Annotated in this window: 17 protein-coding genes; 10 read left to right on the forward strand and 7 right to left on the reverse strand. The window is 72.7% G+C overall.

Annotation, left to right across the window (positions count from 1 at the left end; all coding sequences use genetic code 11):
- The first annotated feature begins 61 nt into the window (after positions 1 to 61).
- Together ABZ484_RS20590 and ABZ484_RS20595 are read left to right on the forward strand one after the other, a co-directional pair.
- Entirely contained in the window at positions 62 to 910 is an 849-nt protein-coding gene (locus ABZ484_RS20590; protein ID WP_358867328.1) for a hypothetical protein, read from the forward strand.
- 95 nt (positions 911 to 1,005) lie between these two features.
- Positions 1,006 to 1,353 (forward strand): rhodanese-like domain-containing protein, encoded by a 348-nt coding sequence (locus ABZ484_RS20595; protein ID WP_358867329.1) that lies wholly within the window; start codon positions 1,006 to 1,008, stop codon positions 1,351 to 1,353.
- Positions 1,354 to 1,471: 118 nt separating this feature from the next.
- Here the strand turns inward: ABZ484_RS20595 and ABZ484_RS20600 are convergent, their stop codons facing one another.
- Genes ABZ484_RS20600 through paaA form a run of 5 tightly spaced genes read right to left on the reverse strand, consistent with a single transcriptional unit; the run spans position 1,472 to position 5,253 of the window.
- Positions 1,472 to 2,536: a 2Fe-2S iron-sulfur cluster-binding protein gene (locus tag ABZ484_RS20600; RefSeq protein WP_358867330.1), complete on the reverse strand. Its 1,065-nt coding sequence runs from the start codon at positions 2,534 to 2,536 to the stop codon at positions 1,472 to 1,474.
- The gene (gene paaD, locus ABZ484_RS20605) at positions 2,536 to 3,141 is read right to left on the reverse strand and encodes a 1,2-phenylacetyl-CoA epoxidase subunit PaaD (protein ID WP_358867331.1); all 606 of its coding nucleotides are present in this window, start codon (positions 3,139 to 3,141) and stop codon (positions 2,536 to 2,538) included. The genes ABZ484_RS20600 and paaD overlap by 1 nt, the downstream gene beginning before the upstream one ends.
- A complete protein-coding gene (gene paaC / locus ABZ484_RS20610; RefSeq protein WP_358867332.1) occupies positions 3,135 to 3,854 on the reverse strand; it encodes a 1,2-phenylacetyl-CoA epoxidase subunit PaaC in 720 nt (239 codons plus the stop codon). The genes paaD and paaC overlap by 7 nt, the downstream gene beginning before the upstream one ends.
- The gene (gene paaB / locus ABZ484_RS20615) at positions 3,851 to 4,138 is read right to left on the reverse strand and encodes a 1,2-phenylacetyl-CoA epoxidase subunit PaaB (RefSeq protein ID WP_037614825.1); all 288 of its coding nucleotides are present in this window, start codon (positions 4,136 to 4,138) and stop codon (positions 3,851 to 3,853) included. Before paaB ends, paaC begins: the two co-directional genes overlap by 4 nt.
- On the reverse strand, positions 4,135 to 5,253 hold the full coding sequence (gene paaA, locus ABZ484_RS20620; protein ID WP_358867333.1) for a 1,2-phenylacetyl-CoA epoxidase subunit PaaA: 1,119 nt from the start codon (positions 5,251 to 5,253) through the stop codon (positions 4,135 to 4,137). The genes paaB and paaA overlap by 4 nt, the downstream gene beginning before the upstream one ends.
- 492 nt (positions 5,254 to 5,745) lie before the next feature.
- Here paaA and ABZ484_RS20625 point away from each other — a divergent pair, with 492 nt between their 5' ends.
- Genes ABZ484_RS20625 through ABZ484_RS20635 form a run of 3 tightly spaced genes read left to right on the forward strand, consistent with a single transcriptional unit; the run spans position 5,746 to position 8,707 of the window.
- Positions 5,746 to 6,732 (forward strand): DUF5819 family protein, encoded by a 987-nt coding sequence (locus tag ABZ484_RS20625; protein WP_358867334.1) that lies wholly within the window; start codon positions 5,746 to 5,748, stop codon positions 6,730 to 6,732.
- Complete coding sequence (locus ABZ484_RS20630; protein WP_358867335.1) at positions 6,729 to 7,943, forward strand: HTTM domain-containing protein; 1,215 nt, start codon at positions 6,729 to 6,731, stop codon at positions 7,941 to 7,943. Before ABZ484_RS20625 ends, ABZ484_RS20630 begins: the two co-directional genes overlap by 4 nt.
- On the forward strand, positions 7,940 to 8,707 hold the full coding sequence (locus ABZ484_RS20635) for a TrmH family RNA methyltransferase (RefSeq protein ID WP_358867336.1): 768 nt from the start codon (positions 7,940 to 7,942) through the stop codon (positions 8,705 to 8,707). Before ABZ484_RS20630 ends, ABZ484_RS20635 begins: the two co-directional genes overlap by 4 nt.
- A gap of 31 nt (positions 8,708 to 8,738) precedes the next feature.
- On the opposite strand, the gene paaN is transcribed toward ABZ484_RS20635, so the two are convergent.
- A complete protein-coding gene (paaN, locus tag ABZ484_RS20640) occupies positions 8,739 to 10,430 on the reverse strand; it encodes a phenylacetic acid degradation protein PaaN (RefSeq protein ID WP_358867337.1) in 1,692 nt (563 codons plus the stop codon).
- A 193-nt stretch (positions 10,431 to 10,623) separates the two neighbouring features.
- On the opposite strand from paaN, the gene ABZ484_RS20645 reads away from it, so the two are divergent.
- Complete coding sequence (locus tag ABZ484_RS20645) at positions 10,624 to 12,138, forward strand: 3-hydroxyacyl-CoA dehydrogenase (protein WP_358867338.1); 1,515 nt, start codon at positions 10,624 to 10,626, stop codon at positions 12,136 to 12,138.
- Complete coding sequence (locus ABZ484_RS20650; protein WP_358867339.1) at positions 12,135 to 12,725, forward strand: TetR/AcrR family transcriptional regulator; 591 nt, start codon at positions 12,135 to 12,137, stop codon at positions 12,723 to 12,725. Before ABZ484_RS20645 ends, ABZ484_RS20650 begins: the two co-directional genes overlap by 4 nt.
- Before the next feature lie 12 nt (positions 12,726 to 12,737).
- On the opposite strand, the gene ABZ484_RS20655 is transcribed toward ABZ484_RS20650, so the two are convergent.
- Positions 12,738 to 13,220, reverse strand: coding sequence for an Lrp/AsnC family transcriptional regulator (locus ABZ484_RS20655; protein ID WP_358867358.1), 483 nt, complete (start codon positions 13,218 to 13,220; stop codon positions 12,738 to 12,740).
- A gap of 189 nt (positions 13,221 to 13,409) precedes the next feature.
- Here ABZ484_RS20655 and pdhA point away from each other — a divergent pair, with 189 nt between their 5' ends.
- Genes pdhA through ABZ484_RS20670 form a run of 3 tightly spaced genes read left to right on the forward strand, consistent with a single transcriptional unit; the run spans position 13,410 to position 16,959 of the window.
- The gene (gene pdhA / locus ABZ484_RS20660) at positions 13,410 to 14,549 is read left to right on the forward strand and encodes a pyruvate dehydrogenase (acetyl-transferring) E1 component subunit alpha (protein ID WP_358867340.1); all 1,140 of its coding nucleotides are present in this window, start codon (positions 13,410 to 13,412) and stop codon (positions 14,547 to 14,549) included.
- On the forward strand, positions 14,546 to 15,550 hold the full coding sequence (locus ABZ484_RS20665) for an alpha-ketoacid dehydrogenase subunit beta (protein WP_358867341.1): 1,005 nt from the start codon (positions 14,546 to 14,548) through the stop codon (positions 15,548 to 15,550). The genes pdhA and ABZ484_RS20665 overlap by 4 nt, the downstream gene beginning before the upstream one ends.
- Positions 15,550 to 16,959: a dihydrolipoamide acetyltransferase family protein gene (locus tag ABZ484_RS20670; RefSeq protein WP_358867342.1), complete on the forward strand. Its 1,410-nt coding sequence runs from the start codon at positions 15,550 to 15,552 to the stop codon at positions 16,957 to 16,959. Before ABZ484_RS20665 ends, ABZ484_RS20670 begins: the two co-directional genes overlap by 1 nt.
- The last annotated feature ends 38 nt before the right edge of the window (positions 16,960 to 16,997 follow it).

Below are 16,997 nucleotides of genomic sequence, written 5' to 3' on the forward strand. Positions count from 1 at the left end.
GCGGTGTCGGTGGTGTCGGCCGTCTGCCCGGCCCCCATCGGCGCGGCGCTAGGCTGGTCGAGTGACGACCCCGGAACCTGAGCAGGGTGACGTCGCCGGAGCGGATCGGGCGAGGTCACAGGGCGCCGCGGCGCGGCCCGAGGAGCGGTTGGAGCGGGCCGTGCGGGCCGCCGAGCAGGCGCTCATCGAGTACGAGATCGCGGTGGAGACCTTCCGGGTGGAGGTCGAGAACTTCTCCCGGCTGCACGAGCAGCGGCTCGGCCCGCTCTATGCCCGCCTGGACGAACTGGACGCACAGATCGCCGAGGCCCGGGCCGCGCGCACCGGTGACCCCGAGGACGTCCGCCGGGCGGAGGAGGCGCGGGCCCGGTTGCAGCCGATCCCCGGTGTCGAGGAGCTGCTGCACGGCTGGATGGACGGAGACGGCCTGTTCCCGGAGGCCGTCGCGATGCTCACCGATCAGCCGGTGCGGCCCCCGCAGCGGGTCCGGCCGAGCGAGGAGGCCCGCAGCCTCTACCGTGAGCTGGCCCGCAAGGCCCACCCCGACCTGGCGCAGGAGGACGGCGAGCGCAAGCGGCGCGAGGAGTTCATCACCCGGGTCAACGCCGCCTACGCCCGTGGCGACGAGGACGAGCTGCGCCGGCTGGCCGAGGAGTGGGCCGCCGGCCCCCGGCCCGCCGAGCAGCGCCCCAGCCGCAGCGAGGAGCTCTACGCCCGCCTGGAGTGGCTCTCCGAGCGCAAGGAGATCCTCACGCTCGTCGCCAAGCAGCTGGAGGACAGCGCGATCGCCGGGATGCTCCGGCTCGCCCCCGACGACCCCGACGGTCTCCTCGAGGAGATCGCCGCCCAGCTGCGCGACGACGTGTCGAAACGCGAGGCGGAACTGGCGGAGCTGCGGGCCGGGGCCTGACGCCCCGGCCGGCGCCGGCCGGCCCGCCCGTCTCCGGCGGCGGGCCCGCACTCGGTGGCGACCGCCCCCACTCCGGCTTCGGGTAGCGTCGGAGCATGCATTTCGGAGCTGGTGTACCCACGGTCGAGGTCCAGGACCTCAAGGACGGCGACTTCCTGCTGGACGTCCGCGAGGACGACGAGTGGCAGGCGGGCCACGCCGAAACGGCCCTGCACATCCCCATCAGCGAGTTCGTGGCCCGCTACGGCGAGCTGACGCAGGCGGCGCCGCAGGACGGGCGGATCCACGTGATCTGCCGCTCCGGTGGCCGTTCGGCCCAGGTCGCGATGTACCTGGTCCAGCAGGGGATCGACGCGGTGAACGTCGACGGCGGCATGCAGGTGTGGGCCGCCACGGGCCGCCCCGTCGTGACCGACGAGGGCAAGCCCGGACACGTGCTGTGAGCAACGCGCTGTAAGCCACGCGCTCTGAGCAACGCTCTCTGAGCAATGCTGTGTGAGCTACGCGCTGTGAGCAGGCGATGAGCACGTGCCGGGCCAGGCGCTGGGTCATGGGCCGTGCTCAGCGGTCGAAGTCCAGCTCCACCTTCTCCGTCGCCGGGTGCGACTGGCACGCCAGCACGTAACCCGCCTCCGTCTCCTCCGGTTCCAGCGCGAAGTTGCGGTCCATGCGGACCTCGCCCGTCACCAGGAAGGCGCGGCATGTCCCGCAGACCCCGCCCTTGCAGGCGTACGGCGCGTCGGGACGGTTGCGCAGGACCGTCTCCAGCAGCGTCTCCCCGTCCTGGACCGGCCACGTCCCGCCACGGCCGTCGAGCCGGACGGTGACCGTGCTGTGCGCCGGTGCCGCGGATGCCGGGCGGGTGGCCGTACCGGCGTCCACATGGAAGATCTCCTGGTGGATCCGGTCCCGGGTGACCCCGAGTCCCCGCAGGGCCCGCTCGGCCCCCTGCACCAGCCCGTACGGCCCGCACAGGAACCATCCGGCCACCTCGGGCACCGGCAGCAGCGCCGGAAGCAGCCCCGTGAGCCGCTCCTCGTCGAGGCGTCCGGACGGCAACCCGGCCTGCTGCTCCTCCCGCGAGAGCACCGTCACCAGCTGAAACCGCTCGGGGTAGCGGTCCTTCAGGTCGGCGACCTCCTCCAGGAACATCGTCGAGGCGGTGGTCCGGTCGCCGCGTATCAGGCAGAAGCGGGCCGACGGTTCGCGGGCCAGCAGGGTGGCGGCGATGGACAGCACCGGCGTGATGCCGCTGCCGCCGACCACCGCCGCGTACAGACCGGGCGCGGGACGCAGCGTGAAGCGGCCCGCCGGGGTCATCACCTCCAGCTCGTCCCCGACGGCGATCTCCTTCAGCGCGTAGGCGGAGAACGCCCCGCCCTCCACCAGCCGCACCCCGACCCGCAGCGTGCGCGGCCCCTCGCCGTCGGGGTCCGGTGCCGGTGAGCAGATCGAGTACGTCCGCCGGATGTCGGCCCCGTCGGCCACCCGCCGCAGGGCTAGGTGCTGGCCCGGCGCGTGCCGGTACTCCGCCCGCAGCTCCGGCGGCACCGTGAAGGTGAGGGCCACGGAGTCGTCGGTGAGCCGGTCGACAGCCGTCACGCGCAGTGGGTGGAACCGGGCCATCACACCTCCTTGAAGTGGTCGAACGGTTCCCGGCAGGCCAGGCAGCGCCGCAGCGCCTTGCAGGCGGTGGAGGAGAACCGGCTGAGCAGCTCGGTGTCGGCCGATCCGCAGTGCGGACAGCGGACGGCGTCGACAAGGTCGCCGCCAGGGGGAGCAGCTGGTGCGGTTGGTGCGGTTGGAGCTGCGGGGGAGCCCTTGGTTGGGGGGGTCGTGCGGGGGCGGATGCGGGTGGCGCCGAGATCCACGGAGACGGGTCCCGAGGCGGTCCGTACGCGTGGCGGTGCTATGCCGAACTCCCGCAGCTTGCGCCGCCCCTCGGCTGTGATGTCGTCCGTCGACCAGGCCGGCGAGAGCACCTTGCGGACGGTGACCTCCCGCATGCCGTGCTCGCGCAGCACCCGTTCTATGTCGAGCGACATCGCCTCGACGGCCGGGCAGCCGGTGTAGGTCGGGGTCAGCTCGACCTCGACCGCGTCCGCGCCGTGCAGGTGCACCGCGCGGACCACGCCCAGCTCCTGAAGGGTGAGCACGGGCAGCTCGGGGTCGGGCACGGAGCCCGCGAGCCGCAGCAGCTCCGCCTCCAGTGGGGTCGTCGCGGTCACCATGACGCCCCCGGGTGGCTGCGGTGCAGGTGCTGCATCTCGGCGAGCATCCGCCCGAACGGCTCGGTGTGCACGCCCTGCCGTCCGGCGCCCGCCGACCAGGCCGTGACCCGCGGACCTTCCGGCAGCGTCAGGGTGGCCCGCTCCAGCACATCACCCACGGACTCCAGCCAGGCGGCCTCCAGGCCGGCCCAGTCGAGGTCCAGGCCTGCCACCGGCTGGAACATCTCGCCGGTGAACCGCCACAGCGCCTCGCAGGCCCGCCGCATCCGTTCGTGGCTGACGTCCGTGCCGTCGCCGAGCCGCAGCGTCCACTGTTCGGCGTGGTCGCGGTGGTAGGCGACCTCGTTGACCGCCTTGGCGGCGAGCGGGGCGAACTCGGCCTCGCCGCCGGCCAGCGCCGCGTACAGCAGGTGCTGGTAGGTGGAGAAGTACAGCTGGCGGGCGATGGTGTGCGCGAAGTCGCCGTTCGGCTGCTCGACGAGCTGGAGGTTGGTGAAGGCGCGCTCCTCGCGCAGATAGGCCAGTTCGTCCTCGTCGCTGACCATCGACAGCAGGACGCGGGCCTGGCCCAGCAGGTCGAGGGCGATGTTGGCGAGGGCGACCTCCTCCTCCAGGACGGGCGCGTGACCCGCCCACTCCCCCAGCCGGTGGGAGAGCACCAGGGCGTCGTCGCCCAGGGCCAGGGCGGCGGCGGTGGCGACGGTGGCCGTCACAGGTGCTTCACCCCTTCCGGGATCTCGTAGAAGGTCGGGTGCCGGTAGGGCTTGTCGGCGGCCGGCTCGAAGAACGGGTCCTTCTCGTCCGGCGAGGAGGCCGTGATCGCGGCGGAGGGGACCACCCAGATGGAGACGCCCTCACCACGCCGCGTGTACAGGTCGCGGGCGTTGCGCAGGGCCAGTTCGGCGTCCGGGGCGTGCAGGCTGCCGGCGTGGGTGTGGGACAGCCCGCGCCGGGACCGCACGAAGACCTCCCACAAGGGCCAGTCGGTGTTCGTCATGCCTGCTTCGCTCCTGTCCTGCCTGTCGCGTCCGTCGTGCCTGCCGCGACTGTCGCGTCCGGCCTGCCTGTCGCGCCTGTCGCGCCCGCGGCGCCTGCCACGCCTACCGCGCCGTGCGCCTCTGTTCCGCCGCTGTGCCTGGCCGCGTGGGCCGCGGCCGCCTCCCGCACCCAGGCGCCCTCGTCGTGCGCCCGTCGGCGCTGGGTCAGGCGCTGCTCGTTGCACGGGCCGTTGCCCTTGAGGACGGCCTGGAACTCGGTCCAGTCGATGGCGCCGAAGTCGTGTTGCCCCCGCTCCTCGTTCCACTTCAGGTCCGGGTCGGGGAGGGTGAGGCCGAGGGACTCCGCCTGGGGGACGCAGATGTCGACGAAGCGCTGACGCAGCTCGTCGTTCGAATGACGCTTGATCTTCCAGGCCATCGACTGCGCGGAGTGCTGGGAGGCGTCGTCCGGCGGGCCGAACATCATCAGGGACGGCCACCACCAGCGGTTCACCGCGTCCTGCGCCATCGCGTGCTGCTCGGGCGTGCCCCGGCTCAGGGCCAGCAGCAGTTCGTACCCCTGGCGCTGGTGGAAGGACTCCTCCTTGCAGATACGGACCATGGCGCGCGCGTAGGGGCCGTAGGAGCAGCGGCACAGGGGGACCTGGTTGGTGATCGCGGCGCCGTCCACCAGCCAGCCGATCGCGCCCACGTCCGCCCAGGTCAGGGTGGGGTAGTTGAAGATCGAGGAGTACTTCTGGCGGCCGGTGTGCAGCTTGTCCAGCAGCTCCTCGCGGCTGGTCCCCAGTGTTTCGGCGGCGCTGTACAGGTACAGGCCGTGGCCCGCCTCGTCCTGGACCTTGGCCATGAGGATGGCCTTGCGGCGCAGGGACGGCGCGCGGGTGATCCAGTTGGCCTCCGGCTGCATGCCGATGATCTCGGAATGCGCGTGCTGGGCGATCTGCCGGACCAGTGTCGCGCGGTAGGCGTCGGGCATCCAGTCCCGCGGCTCGATGCGCTCGTCGGCGGCCACCGCGGCGTCAAAGGCGCGCTGGTTCGCGTCCGTACCCGCGGCGCCGTCCGGGGCGTCGTGCGCCGGGATGCCGGCCGTCAGGTGCGCGGCTGCTGTCGCCATGCGGTCCCCCTTGACCTCGACTTCTCTGCCATCTCCCGACCGATCGTTCGGTCCGGTGGATTCCATGGTGCGGTTCGCCGCCGCGGAGTGTCAACCGCTGTGGAAAACGGAGCCGGTGCCCTGTGGACACAGCGCGGACCGCCCGCATCCGACACGGAAAGCGTTCGGGGCACCACGTTTCGCCGCCCGTGAGGGTCTGTTTCCCCGCCCGTGAGGGTCCGCTGTGCGGGCTCTGTGTGCACGGCCTCCGGCGCCATTCGGGTGAAGGCCGACAGAGTAGTGCCAAACGCCGTGCGAGCCGGGCGGTCGTGCGGGCCGGGGCTGTGCCCGGCGGGCGGCGCTGAGTACCGTTCCGTGCGACGCCCGGGAGCAGAGCGGGTGGGCGCGGTGACGTACCGAGCCCCGCGTCCGTTCGGGCGGCGGGGTGAGGGGTGGCCGCAAGGGCGGAAGACAGAGCGGGCACGCGGCGGGATCGGGAAACGGGGCGGCGGAATGGACACGCACGACGAGGACTCGAACGCTCCGCACGGGCCGGGCGGGCGACACGGACCGGACAGGACCGCCGGTCCCCCCGAGCCCCGCGGGGCCGGCGGGGCCGATGAGCCCGGCAGAACCGGCGGGGCCGATGAGCCCGGCAGAACCGGCGGGGCCGATGAGCCCGGCAGAACCCGCGGGGTCGATGAGCTCCGCCGGGTCGGCGGGACCGATGAGCCCGGTGGGTCTCAGGTCACGGAGGAGACTGACCGCCCTCCCACGACGTACGAGCGCTCCGGACCGGAGGGGGAACCGGGAGCCGACGGGCCCCTGGACCGTCCCGAACCACTCGTCGGGACCCGTCTCGGTGTCGCCGCGCTCTCTCCGCGCTATCAGGTGGGCGCCGCGCTGGCGCTCGCGGTGGTGGCGGTGGTCGCCTGTGTGCACCTCGGCATGGTGTTCCTGCACATCGCACCCTCGAACACGGTGACGAAGCAGCACGGCGCGGCCATCGACGACTGGATATACCCGGAGTTCGAGCAGAACTGGAAACTGTTCGCGCCGAACCCGCTGCAACAGAACATCGCCGTCCAGGTACGCGCCGAGACGCACGGGGCGGACGGCAGCACCTCCACCACCGGCTGGTACGACCTGTCGGCGGAGGACGGCCGGGCGATCCGGGGCAACCCGCTGCCCAGCCACACCCAGCAGAACGAGCTGCGCCGCGCCCTCGACTACTACAGCGGCACCCACGACAAGGACAACCGCCCGGTGGGCGTGCGCGGCACCCTGTCCGAGGAGTACCTGCGCCGCATCGTCGTGCTGCGCCTGGACCGCGACCACGCGGCCGCCGGTGGCACGCTCCAGCGCGTCCAGGTCCGCGTGCGCACCGCCGCCGTGTCGCCGCCCGGGTGGAGCGGTGAGAGGGTGCCGTCCGAGCCCGCCTACCGCGTGCTGCCGTGGTGGACGGTGCCGGCCGCCGAGGCCCGGGGAGGTGTGCGGTGAACCAGCTCTCCATGACCGTGTCCCGGGGGATCGGCCGGATCACCGAGGCCGCCCTCGGACCCCGCCAGACGGCCGTGATACGCATCGGCTTCTCCGCGACCTGGCTGCTGTTCCTGCTGCGCGAGTATCCGCACCGCCAGGAGCTCTACGGCCCCGACGGCCCGTGGAGCTGGGACCTGGGCCGGCGTCTGACGCAGGAGAACGGCGCGTTCACCGCGCTGATGTGGTTCAGGGGCCAGTTCTGGTTCGAGACCGTCTACGCGCTGGCCGTGCTGGCGAGCCTGCTGCTGTTGCTGGGCTGGCGCACCCGCACGATGTCCGTGTTGTTCATGCTCGGCGTGTTCTCGCTGCAGAACCGCAGCGTCTTCGTGGGCGACGGCGGTGACAACGTCCTGCACCTGATGTCGCTGTACCTGGTCTTCACCCGTTGTGGGCAGGTGTGGTCGCTGGACGCGCGGCGGGCGGAGCGCGGGCGCGCGGCACGCGCGCGCGGGGAGCGGGTGCCGCCCGACCGGGTGGGCCCGGCGCTGTGGGGTGTGCTGGGAGCGGTCCTGGCCGGGGTCACGGTGGCGGGCAGGATGCAGGGCGAGTGGCTGGTGCCCACGCTGCTGTGGACGGTATGGGCGGCGCAGGCGCTGTGGTGGCTGGTCGCGCGGCGCGCGAGGTCGGCGGAGCCGCGGATCCTGCTCGACGTGATCGCCGACATCCTGCACAACGTCGCCCTGCTGGTGATCATGACCGAGGCCTGCCTGATCTATGCGACGGCCGGCTGGTACAAGATCCAGGGTTCGCGCTGGCAGGACGGCACCGCTGTGTACTACCCGCTCCACCTGGACTACTTCTCGCCCTGGCCCGGCCTGGCCGATCTGCTGTCCTCCAGCGGGACGCTCATGATGGTCGTCACCTACGGGACGGTGATCGTGCAGGTCGCCTTCCCCTTCACGCTGTTCAACCGGCGGGTGAAGAACGTCCTGCTGGTGGCCATGATGACCGAGCACGCCGTGATCGCCGTCGTCCTGGGGCTGCCGTTCTTCTCGCTGGCGATGATCGCGGCGGACGCGGTGTTCCTGCCGACGTCGTTCCTGCACCGGCTCGGCGACCGGGCCGCACGCGCGCGTGGACGGCTGCTGTCGCGCGGCGGCCGCCGCGAGCCGGAGGAGCCGCGCTCCCCCGGGGACAGCGAGCCCGCCCGCGTAGGCTTCCCGGCATGACGGACCCCGTACCCGACCCCGTGCGCGCCTGGCGCCGGCTCGCCGACGGCCCCGCGCCCACCGTGCTGCTCGACGGCTTCCACGCCCTCAAGCACGCGGTGCGCTTCGGGGCCGGGGTACCGGTGGCCGTCACCGCCGACCGGAGCGCGGCACTCGCGCTGGCCGAGGAGCTGGCCCCGGACGTCCGGGACACCCTGGACGCGCTGCTCACCGAGGTGCCGAGGGACACGTACGCCTCGTTCGTGCCGCGTCCGCATCCCACCGCAGTGGCCGCGCTCGCGCTACGGCCCTCCCGCGAGGCGAATCTGCGGGCGCTGGCGCACACGCCCCGCGGCGCGCCGGTCGTCGTCCTGGACCAGCCGCGCAATCTGGGCAACGCGGGTGCGGTGATCCGGCTGGCCGCCGGTTTCGGGGCGACCGGCGTGGTCACCACCGGCACCCTCGACCCCTGGCACCCGACGGTGGTGCGCGGCGGGGCGGGGCTGCACTTCGCGACGGCCGTGGAACGGCTGGCCGTGGACGAACTCCCGGCCGGGCCGCTGTTCGCGCTCGACCCGGAGGGCGAGGACATCCGCGGACTGAAGCTGCCCGACGACGCCGTGCTCGCCTTCGGTTCCGAGCGCAGCGGCCTGTCCGCCGAGCTCCGGCAGCGCACCGACCATCTGGTGGCCCTGCCGATGCGCCCCCAGGTCTCCAGCTACAACCTCGCCACCAGTGTCGCGATGACGCTGTACCACTGGAGCGCGACCGGGGGCGCACCCTGACGGGCGGCCGGCGCCGCTCTCCGAACGCGTCCTACGCCTCGCGGCGGACCTCCACGACCCGGAAGCGGTTGGCCACGAAGGCGCCGTCGCACAGGGCCGCGTTGGCCGCCGGGTTGCCGCCGGAGCCGTGGAAGTCGGAGAAGGCGGCCGTCTGGTTGACGTACACCCCGCCGGTGAGGTTCAGCGACAGCTGGGCGGCCTCCTCCAGGCACACCTCGCGCACCGCCCGCTCGACCTCCTCGTCGGTCGTGTGGGCGCCCACCGTCATGGCGCCCTTGTCGCGGATCGTGCGCCGCAGGAGATCCACCGCGTCGGCGGCCGAGTCGACGGCCACGGCGAAGGAGACGGGACCGAAGCACTCGCTCATGTAGGCGGCCTCGTCGTCCGGCTTGGCGCCGTCCAGCTTCACGATGACCGGCGTGCGGACGACCGCTCCGGGGAAGTCGGGGTTGGTGATCTCGCGGGAGGCGAGGGCGACCTCTCCGAGGGACGCCGCGGCTTCCAGGCGGGCCTTGACGTCCGGGTTGACGATCGCGCCCAGCAGGGCGTTCGCGCGGGCGTCGTCGCCGAGCAGGCCGTCGACCGCCTTCGCGAGGTCGGCCGCCACCTCGTCGAAGGACTTGGGGCCCTGGTCGGTGCGGATGCCCCCGCGGGGGATCAGCAGGTTCTGCGGGGTGGTGCACATCTGGCCGCTGTACAGGGACAGCGAGAAGGCCAGGTTGGAGAGCATCCCCTTGTAGTCGTCCGTGGACTCCACGAGCACCGTGTTGACGCCGGCCTTCTCGGTGTAGACCTGGGCCTGGCGTGCGTTGGCCTCCAGCCAGTCGCCGAAGGCCGTGGAGCCCGTGTAGTCGATGATCCTGATCTCCGGGCGGGTGGCCAGCGTCTTGGCGATGCCCTCCCCCTGGTGCTCGGCGGTGAGTGCGACCAGGTTCGGGTCGAAGCCCGCCTCGGCCAGCACCTCGCGGGCGGTCTTCACCGTGAGCGCGAGCGGCAGGACCGCGCGCGGGTGGGGCTTGACCAGGACCGCGTTGCCGGTGGCCAGGGAGGCGAACAGGCCCGGGTAGCCGTTCCACGTCGGGAAGGTGTTGCAGCCGATGACGAGTGCGACACCCCTCGGGACCGGGGTGAACTGCTTGGTGAGGACGAGCGGTTCGCGCTTGCCCTGCGGCTTGGTCCACTCGGCGGTCCGGGGCGTGCGGACCTGCTCCGCGTACGCGTACGCCACCGCTTCCAGGCCGCGGTCCTGGGCGTGCGGGCCGCCCGCCTGGAACGCCATCATGAAGGCCTGGCCGGAGGTGTGCATGACCGTGTGCGCGAACTCGTGCGTCCGGTTGCTGATCCGCTTGAGGATCTCCAGGCAGACCACCGCGCGGGTCTCGGCGCCCGCGTCGCGCCAGGCGCCCTGGCCGGCCTTCATGGCGGGCAGCAGCACGTCGATGTCCGCGTGCGGGTACGTCACGCCCAGCTCGATGCCGTACGGCGAGACCTCGCCGCCCACCCAGTCGTCGGTGCCGGGCTGGCCGAGGTCCAGGCGGGTGCCCAGGAGGGCGTCGAAGGCGGCCTTGCCGGCGGCCGCGTCCAGGCTGCCGTGCTCCCCGTAGGCCTTGGGGTGCTCGGGGTGGGGCGACCAGTACGCGCGCGTGCGGATCGCTTCCAGCGCCTGGTCGAGAGTGGGCCGGTGGCGGGCGATCAGCTCGTGCGTGGTCAGTTCGGCGGCCATGCGGGACCAACTCCTCGTCTCAAGAGCTCCTCGTCGAGCTCATGACCTGGCAGAAACATGGGCAGGGACAGCCGGTCAGAGTTAGAGTAACCGAACGATCGGTCGGGGCAAGTGGTCCGCCGCGTCTGTGGAAAGTCTGGGCGGAGGGGGTCCGCCGCATCTGTGGAAAACGCCGTGCGGGAGGATCGCGCACATGACAGCACTCGACCTCAGCAGCCCCGTGGCCGTCGTCGGCACCGGCACCATGGGCCAGGGCATAGCCCAGGTCGCGCTGGTCGCCGGCCATTCCGTACGCCTGTACGACGCCGTGCCTGGGCGGGCCCAGGAGGCGGCCGCCGCGATCGGCGCCCGGCTCGACCGGCTCGTCGAGAAGGACCGGCTCACCGGCGCCGACCGGGACGCGGCCCGCGTCCGGCTGAAGCCCGCCGGGAGCCTGACCGAGCTCGCGGACTGCTCCCTGGTCGTCGAGGCCGTCCTGGAGCGGCTGGACGTCAAGCAGGAGCTGCTGAAGGAACTGGAGGGCGTCGTCACCGACGACTGCCTGCTCGCCACCAACACCTCGTCCCTGTCGGTGACGGCCATCGGCGGGGCGCTGCGCAACCCGGGCCGCTTCGTGGGCCTGCACTTCTTCAACCCGGCCCCGCTGATGCCGCTGGTCGAGGTGGTCTCCGGGTTCGCCACCGACGTCACGTCGGCCACGCGCGCGTACGAGATGGCCCGCGCCTGGGGCAAGACCCCGGTCGCCTGTGCCGACACCCCCGGCTTCATCGTCAACCGCATCGCGCGCCCCTTCTACGCCGAGGCCTTCGCCGTCCTGGAGTCCCAGGCCGCCGACCCCGCCACCATCGACGCGGTCCTGCGCGAGTCCGGCGGGTTCAAGATGGGCGCCTTCGAGCTGACCGACCTCATCGGCCAGGACGTCAACGAGTCCGTGACGCACTCCGTGTGGCGGTCCTTCTTCCAGGATGTGCGCTTCGCCCCCTCGCTCGCCCAGCGCCGCCTGGTCGAGTCCGGCCGGCTCGGCCGCAAGAGCGGCCACGGCTGGTACGACTACGGCGACGGCGCCGAGCGCCCCGAACCGCACACCGCCGAGCGGGCGCAGCCTCCCGCGTACGTCGTCGCGGAGGGTGACCTGGGGCCCGCGTCGGAGCTCCTGGCGCTGATCCGTGAGGCGGGCATCGCGGTGCGTGAGGAGGACGAGGACAACGGCACCCGCCTGGTGCTGCCGGGCGGCGGCCAGCTGGTCCTCGCCGACGGGCAGACCTCCGTGGAGTTCCGCGACGTCGTCTACTTCGACCTGGCGCTCGACTACCGCCGGGCCACGCGTATTGCCCTGTCGGCCTCCCAGGACACCTCCTCGCAGACCCTCGCGGAGTCCACCGGCCTGTTCCAGGCCCTCGGCAAGGAGGTCAGCGTCATCGGGGACGTTCCCGGAATGATCGTCGCCCGGACGGTGGCCCGGATCGTCGACCTGGCGCACGACGCCGTCGCCAAGGGCGTGGCCACCGAGGAGGACATCGACACCGCGATGCGGCTTGGCGTCAACTACCCCCTCGGTCCCTTCGAATGGAGCCGCCGCCTCGGCCGGACCTGGGCCTACGGGCTGCTGGACGACCTGCACCTGCGCGATCCGTCCGGACGTTACGCCCCGTCCCTCGCGCTGTACCGGCACGCCTACGCCTCCGAGAAGCGGGAGGGCATCTCATGACCACGGCCAGGCGCGACACGTACACGCCCGAGACGCTGCTGTCCGTGGCGGTGCGGGTCTTCAACGAGCGCGGCTACGACGGCACCTCCATGGAGCACCTGTCCAAGGCCGCCGGCATCTCCAAGTCGTCGATCTACCATCACGTGGCCGGCAAGGAGGAGCTGCTGCGCCGAGCCGTCAGCCGGGCGCTGGACGGCCTCTTCGAAATCCTCGACGAGGAGCACGCGCGCGTGGGGCGCGCCGCCGAGCGCCTGGAGTACGTCGTGCGCCGCATGGTCGAGGTGCTCATCGCCGAACTGCCGTACGTGACACTGCTGCTGAGGGTGCGCGGCAACACGGTGACCGAGCGGTGGGCGCTGGAGCGGCGGCGCGAGTTCGACCACCGGGTGGCCGAACTGCTGAAGGCGGCGGCGGCCGACGGTGACGTGCGCGGTGACGTGGAGGTGCGGCTGGCGACCCGCCTCGTCTTCGGGATGATCAATTCGATCGTGGAGTGGTACCGGCCGGACGGCCGGGGCATGAGCGAGCGGGAAGTGGCGGACGCGGTGACGCAGTTGGTCTTCGGCGGTCTGCGCAAGGAGGGCTGATCCGGCACGCGTTCAACGCTGCGGTTCCAGGTCCTCCTCCTCGAACACCAGCAGCGTGCGGGTGCTGAGCACTTCGGGGATCGCCTGGAGCCGGGTCAGCACCAGCTCGCGCAGCGCCCGGTTGTCCGGCGTGTGCACCAGCAGCAGGACGTCGAAGTCGCCGCCGACCAGGGCGATGTGGGAGGCGCCGGGCAGCCGGCGCAGCTCCTCGCGCACGGTGCGCCAGGAGTTCTGCACGATCTTCAGCGTGATGTAGGCGGACGTGCCGTGCCCCGCGCGTTCATGGTCGACGCGGGCTCCGAAGCCGCGGATGACACCGTCCTCGAGGAGGCGGTTGATGCGGGCGTAGGCGTTGGCGCGCGAGACGTGGACGCGTTCGGCCACCGACCGTATCGAGGCGCGGCCGTCCGACTGGAGCATCTGGAGGATGTCCTGGTCCACGGAGTCCAGTGGGCGGGGCGGCGGCAGGGCGGTGCCGTCCGGGCTTTCGGCCATTTGTTCAGGAGCCATGTCCCCCCGCCTCTCTACCATGGACGTACTGCGTCCATCCCACGCTGTGGAGAACCGTTTGTCCACAGCCTGAGGCCGCCTGTAGCCAAAATGTGCCGGCGACCGAACAATCGGTAGGTGAGGCGGGTCACAGCCGATGCGCCTCCGTAGCCGCTCCCACGAGGAGGTGCCGTCATGACGGTCATGGAGCAGCGGGGTGCCTACCGGCCATCACCGCCGCCCGCCTGGCAGCCCCGTACCGACCCCGCGCCGCTGCTGCCCGACGCGGAGCCCCACCGCGTGCTGGGGACGGAGGCGGCCGGGAAGGCCGATCCGGAGCTGCTGCGCCGTCTGTACGCGCAGGTGGTCCTCGGCCGCCGCTACAACGCGCAGGCCACCGCCCTGACCAAGCAGGGCAGGCTCGCCGTCTACCCCTCCAGCACCGGCCAGGAGGCCTGCGAGGTCGCCGCCGCGCTCGCCCTCGAGGAGCGTGACTGGCTCTTCCCCAGCTACCGCGACACGCTCGCCGTCGTGGCCCGAGGTGTGGACCCCGTCGAGGCCCTCACGCTGCTGCGCGGCGACTGGCACACCGGCTACGACCCCTACGAGCACCGTGTCGCCCCGCTGTCCACGCCGCTGGCCACCCAGTTGCCGCACGCCGTCGGCCTCGCCCACGCCGCCCGCCTCAAGGGCGACGACGTGGTGGCGCTGGCGATGGTCGGCGACGGCGGCACCAGCGAGGGTGATTTCCACGAGGCGCTGAACTTCGCCGCCGTCTGGCAGGCCCCGGTCGTCTTCCTGGTGCAGAACAACGGCTTCGCCATCTCCGTCCCGCTCGCCAAGCAGACCGCGGCGCCCTCCCTGGCCCACAAGGCCGTCGGGTACGGCATGCCGGGCCGGCTGGTCGACGGCAACGACGCCGCCGCCGTCCACGAGGTGCTCACCGACGCCGTACGGCACGCGCGCGCGGGAGGCGGTCCCACCCTGGTGGAGGCCGTGACGTACCGCATCGACGCCCACACCAACGCCGACGACGCCACCCGCTACCGCGGCGAGGCCGAGGTCGAGGCCTGGCGCGGCCACGACCCGGTCCAGCTGCTGGAGCGGGAGCTGACCGGCCGCGGGCTGATCGACGAGGACGCGATGGCGGCCGTCCGCGAGGAGGCCGAGACGATGGCCGCGCGGCTGCGCGAACACATGAACCAGGACCCGGCGCTCGACCCGATGGACCTGTTCGCCCATGCCTATGCCGAGCCGACCCCGCAACTGCGCGAGCAGCAGGCCCTGCTGCGGGCCGAGCTGGCGGCCGAGGCGGAGGAGGGCACCGCCCGATGAGCACCGTCGCCCTCAAGCCGGCCACCATGGCCCAGGCCCTCACGCGCGCGTTGCGCGACGCGATGGCCGCCGACCCCGCCGTGCACGTCATGGGTGAGGACGTCGGCACCCTCGGCGGCGTCTTCCGGGTCACCGACGGACTCGCCAAGGAGTTCGGCGAGGACCGCTGCACCGACACCCCGCTGGCCGAGGCCGGCATCCTCGGCACCGCCGTCGGCATGGCGATGTACGGCCTGCGCCCGGTCGTCGAAATGCAGTTCGACGCCTTCGCCTACCCGGCCTTCGAACAGCTGGTCAGCCATGTCGCGAAGATGCGCAACCGCACACGCGGCAAGATGCCCCTGCCCCTGACCATCCGCATCCCGTACGGCGGCGGCATCGGCGGCGTCGAGCACCACAGCGACGCCTCCGAGGCGTACTACATGGCGACCCCGGGGCTGCACGTCGTCACGCCCGCGACCGTCGCCGACGCCTACGGGCTGCTGCGCGCCGCCATCGCCTCCGACGACCCGGTCGTCTTCCTCGAACCCAAGCGGCTGTACTGGTCGAAGGATTCCTGGAACCCGGACGACCCGCAGACCGTTGAGCCGATAGGCCGCGCCGTGGTGCGGCGCTCCGGCAGGAGCGCCACGCTCATCACCTACGGCCCGTCCGTGCCCGTCTGCCTCGAAGCCGCCGAGGCGGCCCGGGGCGAGGGCTGGGAGCTGGAAGTCGTCGACCTGCGCTCGCTGGTGCCGTTCGACGACGAGACGGTGTGCGCGTCGGTCCGGCGCACCGGGCGTGCGGTCGTCGTGCACGAGTCGGGCGGGTTCGGCGGTCCGGGCGGGGAGATCGCCGCCCGTGTCACGGAGCGCTGCTTCCACTACCTGGAGGCGCCGGTGCTGCGCGTGGCCGGGTTCGACATCCCCTACCCGCCGCCGATGCTGGAGCGGCACCACCTGCCCGGCGTCGACCGGATCCTGGACGCCGTGGCGCGTCTGCAGTGGGAGGCCGAAAGCTGATGGCACAGGTGCTGGAGTTCAAGCTCCCCGACCTCGGGGAGGGGCTCACCGAGGCGGAGATCGTCCGCTGGCTGGTCGAGGTGGGCGACGTCGTGGCCGTCGACCAGCCGGTCGTCGAGGTCGAGACGGCCAAGGCGATGGTCGAGGTGCCCTGCCCCTACGGCGGTGTGGTCACGGCCCGCTTCGGCGATGAGGGCACGGAACTGCCCGTGGGTGCCCCGCTGCTGACGGTCGCGGTCGGGGAGGCCTCCGAACCGGCCGCCGAGGGCGAGACCGGTGGCTCCGGCAACGTCCTGGTCGGCTACGGCACGGGGGCGCCGCCGGCGCGCCGCCGCAGGATTCGGCCCGCCCCGGGCGCGCCGCGCCCGGACGGGGCAGCGTCCCCGGCCCCCCGCCCGGCCCCGAACGCCGTGGCCGTGCCGGCGGTGGCCGAGCGCGCCGGCCATGCCGAGCGGCCCACCGACGGCCCCGTCCCCGTGATCTCCCCGCTCGTGCGCCGGCTGGCCCGGGAGTACGGCGTGGACCTGCGGCGGCTGTCGGGCTCCGGGCCCGACGGGCTGATCCTGCGCGCGGACGTCGAGGAGGCGTTCAGGGCCGGGACGGCACCGGGCCGTACGGCGAAGACGCCGGCCCCAGCGGTCCCGGCCGGCCCGATGGCCACGTTCGCGGCGTCCGCCGGGTCGGCGACCGCGCCGGCCCCGGCGCGGAGCCCGGCCGCCGCCGGCACCCGGATCCCCCTCAAGGGTGTCCGCGGCGCCGTCGCCGACAAGCTCTCCCGGAGCCGCCGCGAGATCCCCGACGCGACATGCTGGGTCGACGCCGACGCGACGGAACTGATGCGCGCCCGGGCGGCCATGAACGCGGCGGGCGGACCGAAGGTCTCCCTGCTCGCACTGCTCGCCCGGATCTGCACCGCCGCCCTCGCCCGCCACCCCGAGCTCAACTCCACGGTCGACATGGAGACCAGGGAGATCGTCCGGCTGGACCGGGTGCACCTGGGCTTCGCCGCGCAGACCGAGCGCGGGCTGGTCGTCCCCGTCGTACGGGACGCGCACGCGCGGGACGCCGAGTCGCTGACCGCCGAGTTCGCCCGGCTGACCGAGGCGGCCCGCGCGGGCACCCTCACCCCCGGGGAACTCACCGGCGGCACCTTCACGTTGAACAACTACGGAGTGTTCGGCGTCGACGGCTCCACACCGATCGTCAACCATCCCGAGGCCGCCATGCTCGGCGTCGGCCGCATCGTCCCCAAGCCCTGGGTGCACGAGGGCGAGCTGGCGGTGCGGCAGGTCGTCCAGCTCTCGCTCACCTTCGACCACCGGGTGTGCGACGGCGGCACGGCCGGCGGGTTCCTGCGCTATGTGGCCGACTGCGTGGAGCAGCCGGCGGTGCTGCTGCGCACGCTCTGAGAAGACCGGGGCCCGTCCGGCGGACAGGCCCTGAGCCT

It is taken from the genome of Streptomyces sp. NPDC006393, assembly GCF_040628575.1.
Taxonomy (GTDB): domain Bacteria; phylum Actinomycetota; class Actinomycetes; order Streptomycetales; family Streptomycetaceae; genus Streptomyces.

Coding starts and splice junctions, on each gene's coding strand:
- ABZ484_RS20595 (WP_358867329.1), top strand. CDS start 1,006: ATGCATTTCGGAGCTGGTGTACCCACGGTCGAGGTCCAGGACCTCAAG.
- ABZ484_RS20600 (WP_358867330.1), bottom strand. CDS start 2,536: ATGGCCCGGTTCCACCCACTGCGCGTGACGGCTGTCGACCGGCTCACC.
- paaD (WP_358867331.1), bottom strand. CDS start 3,141: ATGGTGACCGCGACGACCCCACTGGAGGCGGAGCTGCTGCGGCTCGCG.
- paaB (WP_037614825.1), bottom strand. CDS start 4,138: ATGACGAACACCGACTGGCCCTTGTGGGAGGTCTTCGTGCGGTCCCGG.
- paaA (WP_358867333.1), bottom strand. CDS start 5,253: ATGGCGACAGCAGCCGCGCACCTGACGGCCGGCATCCCGGCGCACGAC.
- ABZ484_RS20625 (WP_358867334.1), top strand. CDS start 5,746: ATGGACACGCACGACGAGGACTCGAACGCTCCGCACGGGCCGGGCGGG.
- ABZ484_RS20635 (WP_358867336.1), top strand. CDS start 7,940: ATGACGGACCCCGTACCCGACCCCGTGCGCGCCTGGCGCCGGCTCGCC.
- paaN (WP_358867337.1), bottom strand. CDS start 10,430: ATGGCCGCCGAACTGACCACGCACGAGCTGATCGCCCGCCACCGGCCC.
- ABZ484_RS20645 (WP_358867338.1), top strand. CDS start 10,624: ATGACAGCACTCGACCTCAGCAGCCCCGTGGCCGTCGTCGGCACCGGC.
- ABZ484_RS20650 (WP_358867339.1), top strand. CDS start 12,135: ATGACCACGGCCAGGCGCGACACGTACACGCCCGAGACGCTGCTGTCC.
- ABZ484_RS20655 (WP_358867358.1), bottom strand. CDS start 13,220: ATGGCCGAAAGCCCGGACGGCACCGCCCTGCCGCCGCCCCGCCCACTG.
- pdhA (WP_358867340.1), top strand. CDS start 13,410: ATGACGGTCATGGAGCAGCGGGGTGCCTACCGGCCATCACCGCCGCCC.
- ABZ484_RS20665 (WP_358867341.1), top strand. CDS start 14,546: ATGAGCACCGTCGCCCTCAAGCCGGCCACCATGGCCCAGGCCCTCACG.
- ABZ484_RS20670 (WP_358867342.1), top strand. CDS start 15,550: ATGGCACAGGTGCTGGAGTTCAAGCTCCCCGACCTCGGGGAGGGGCTC.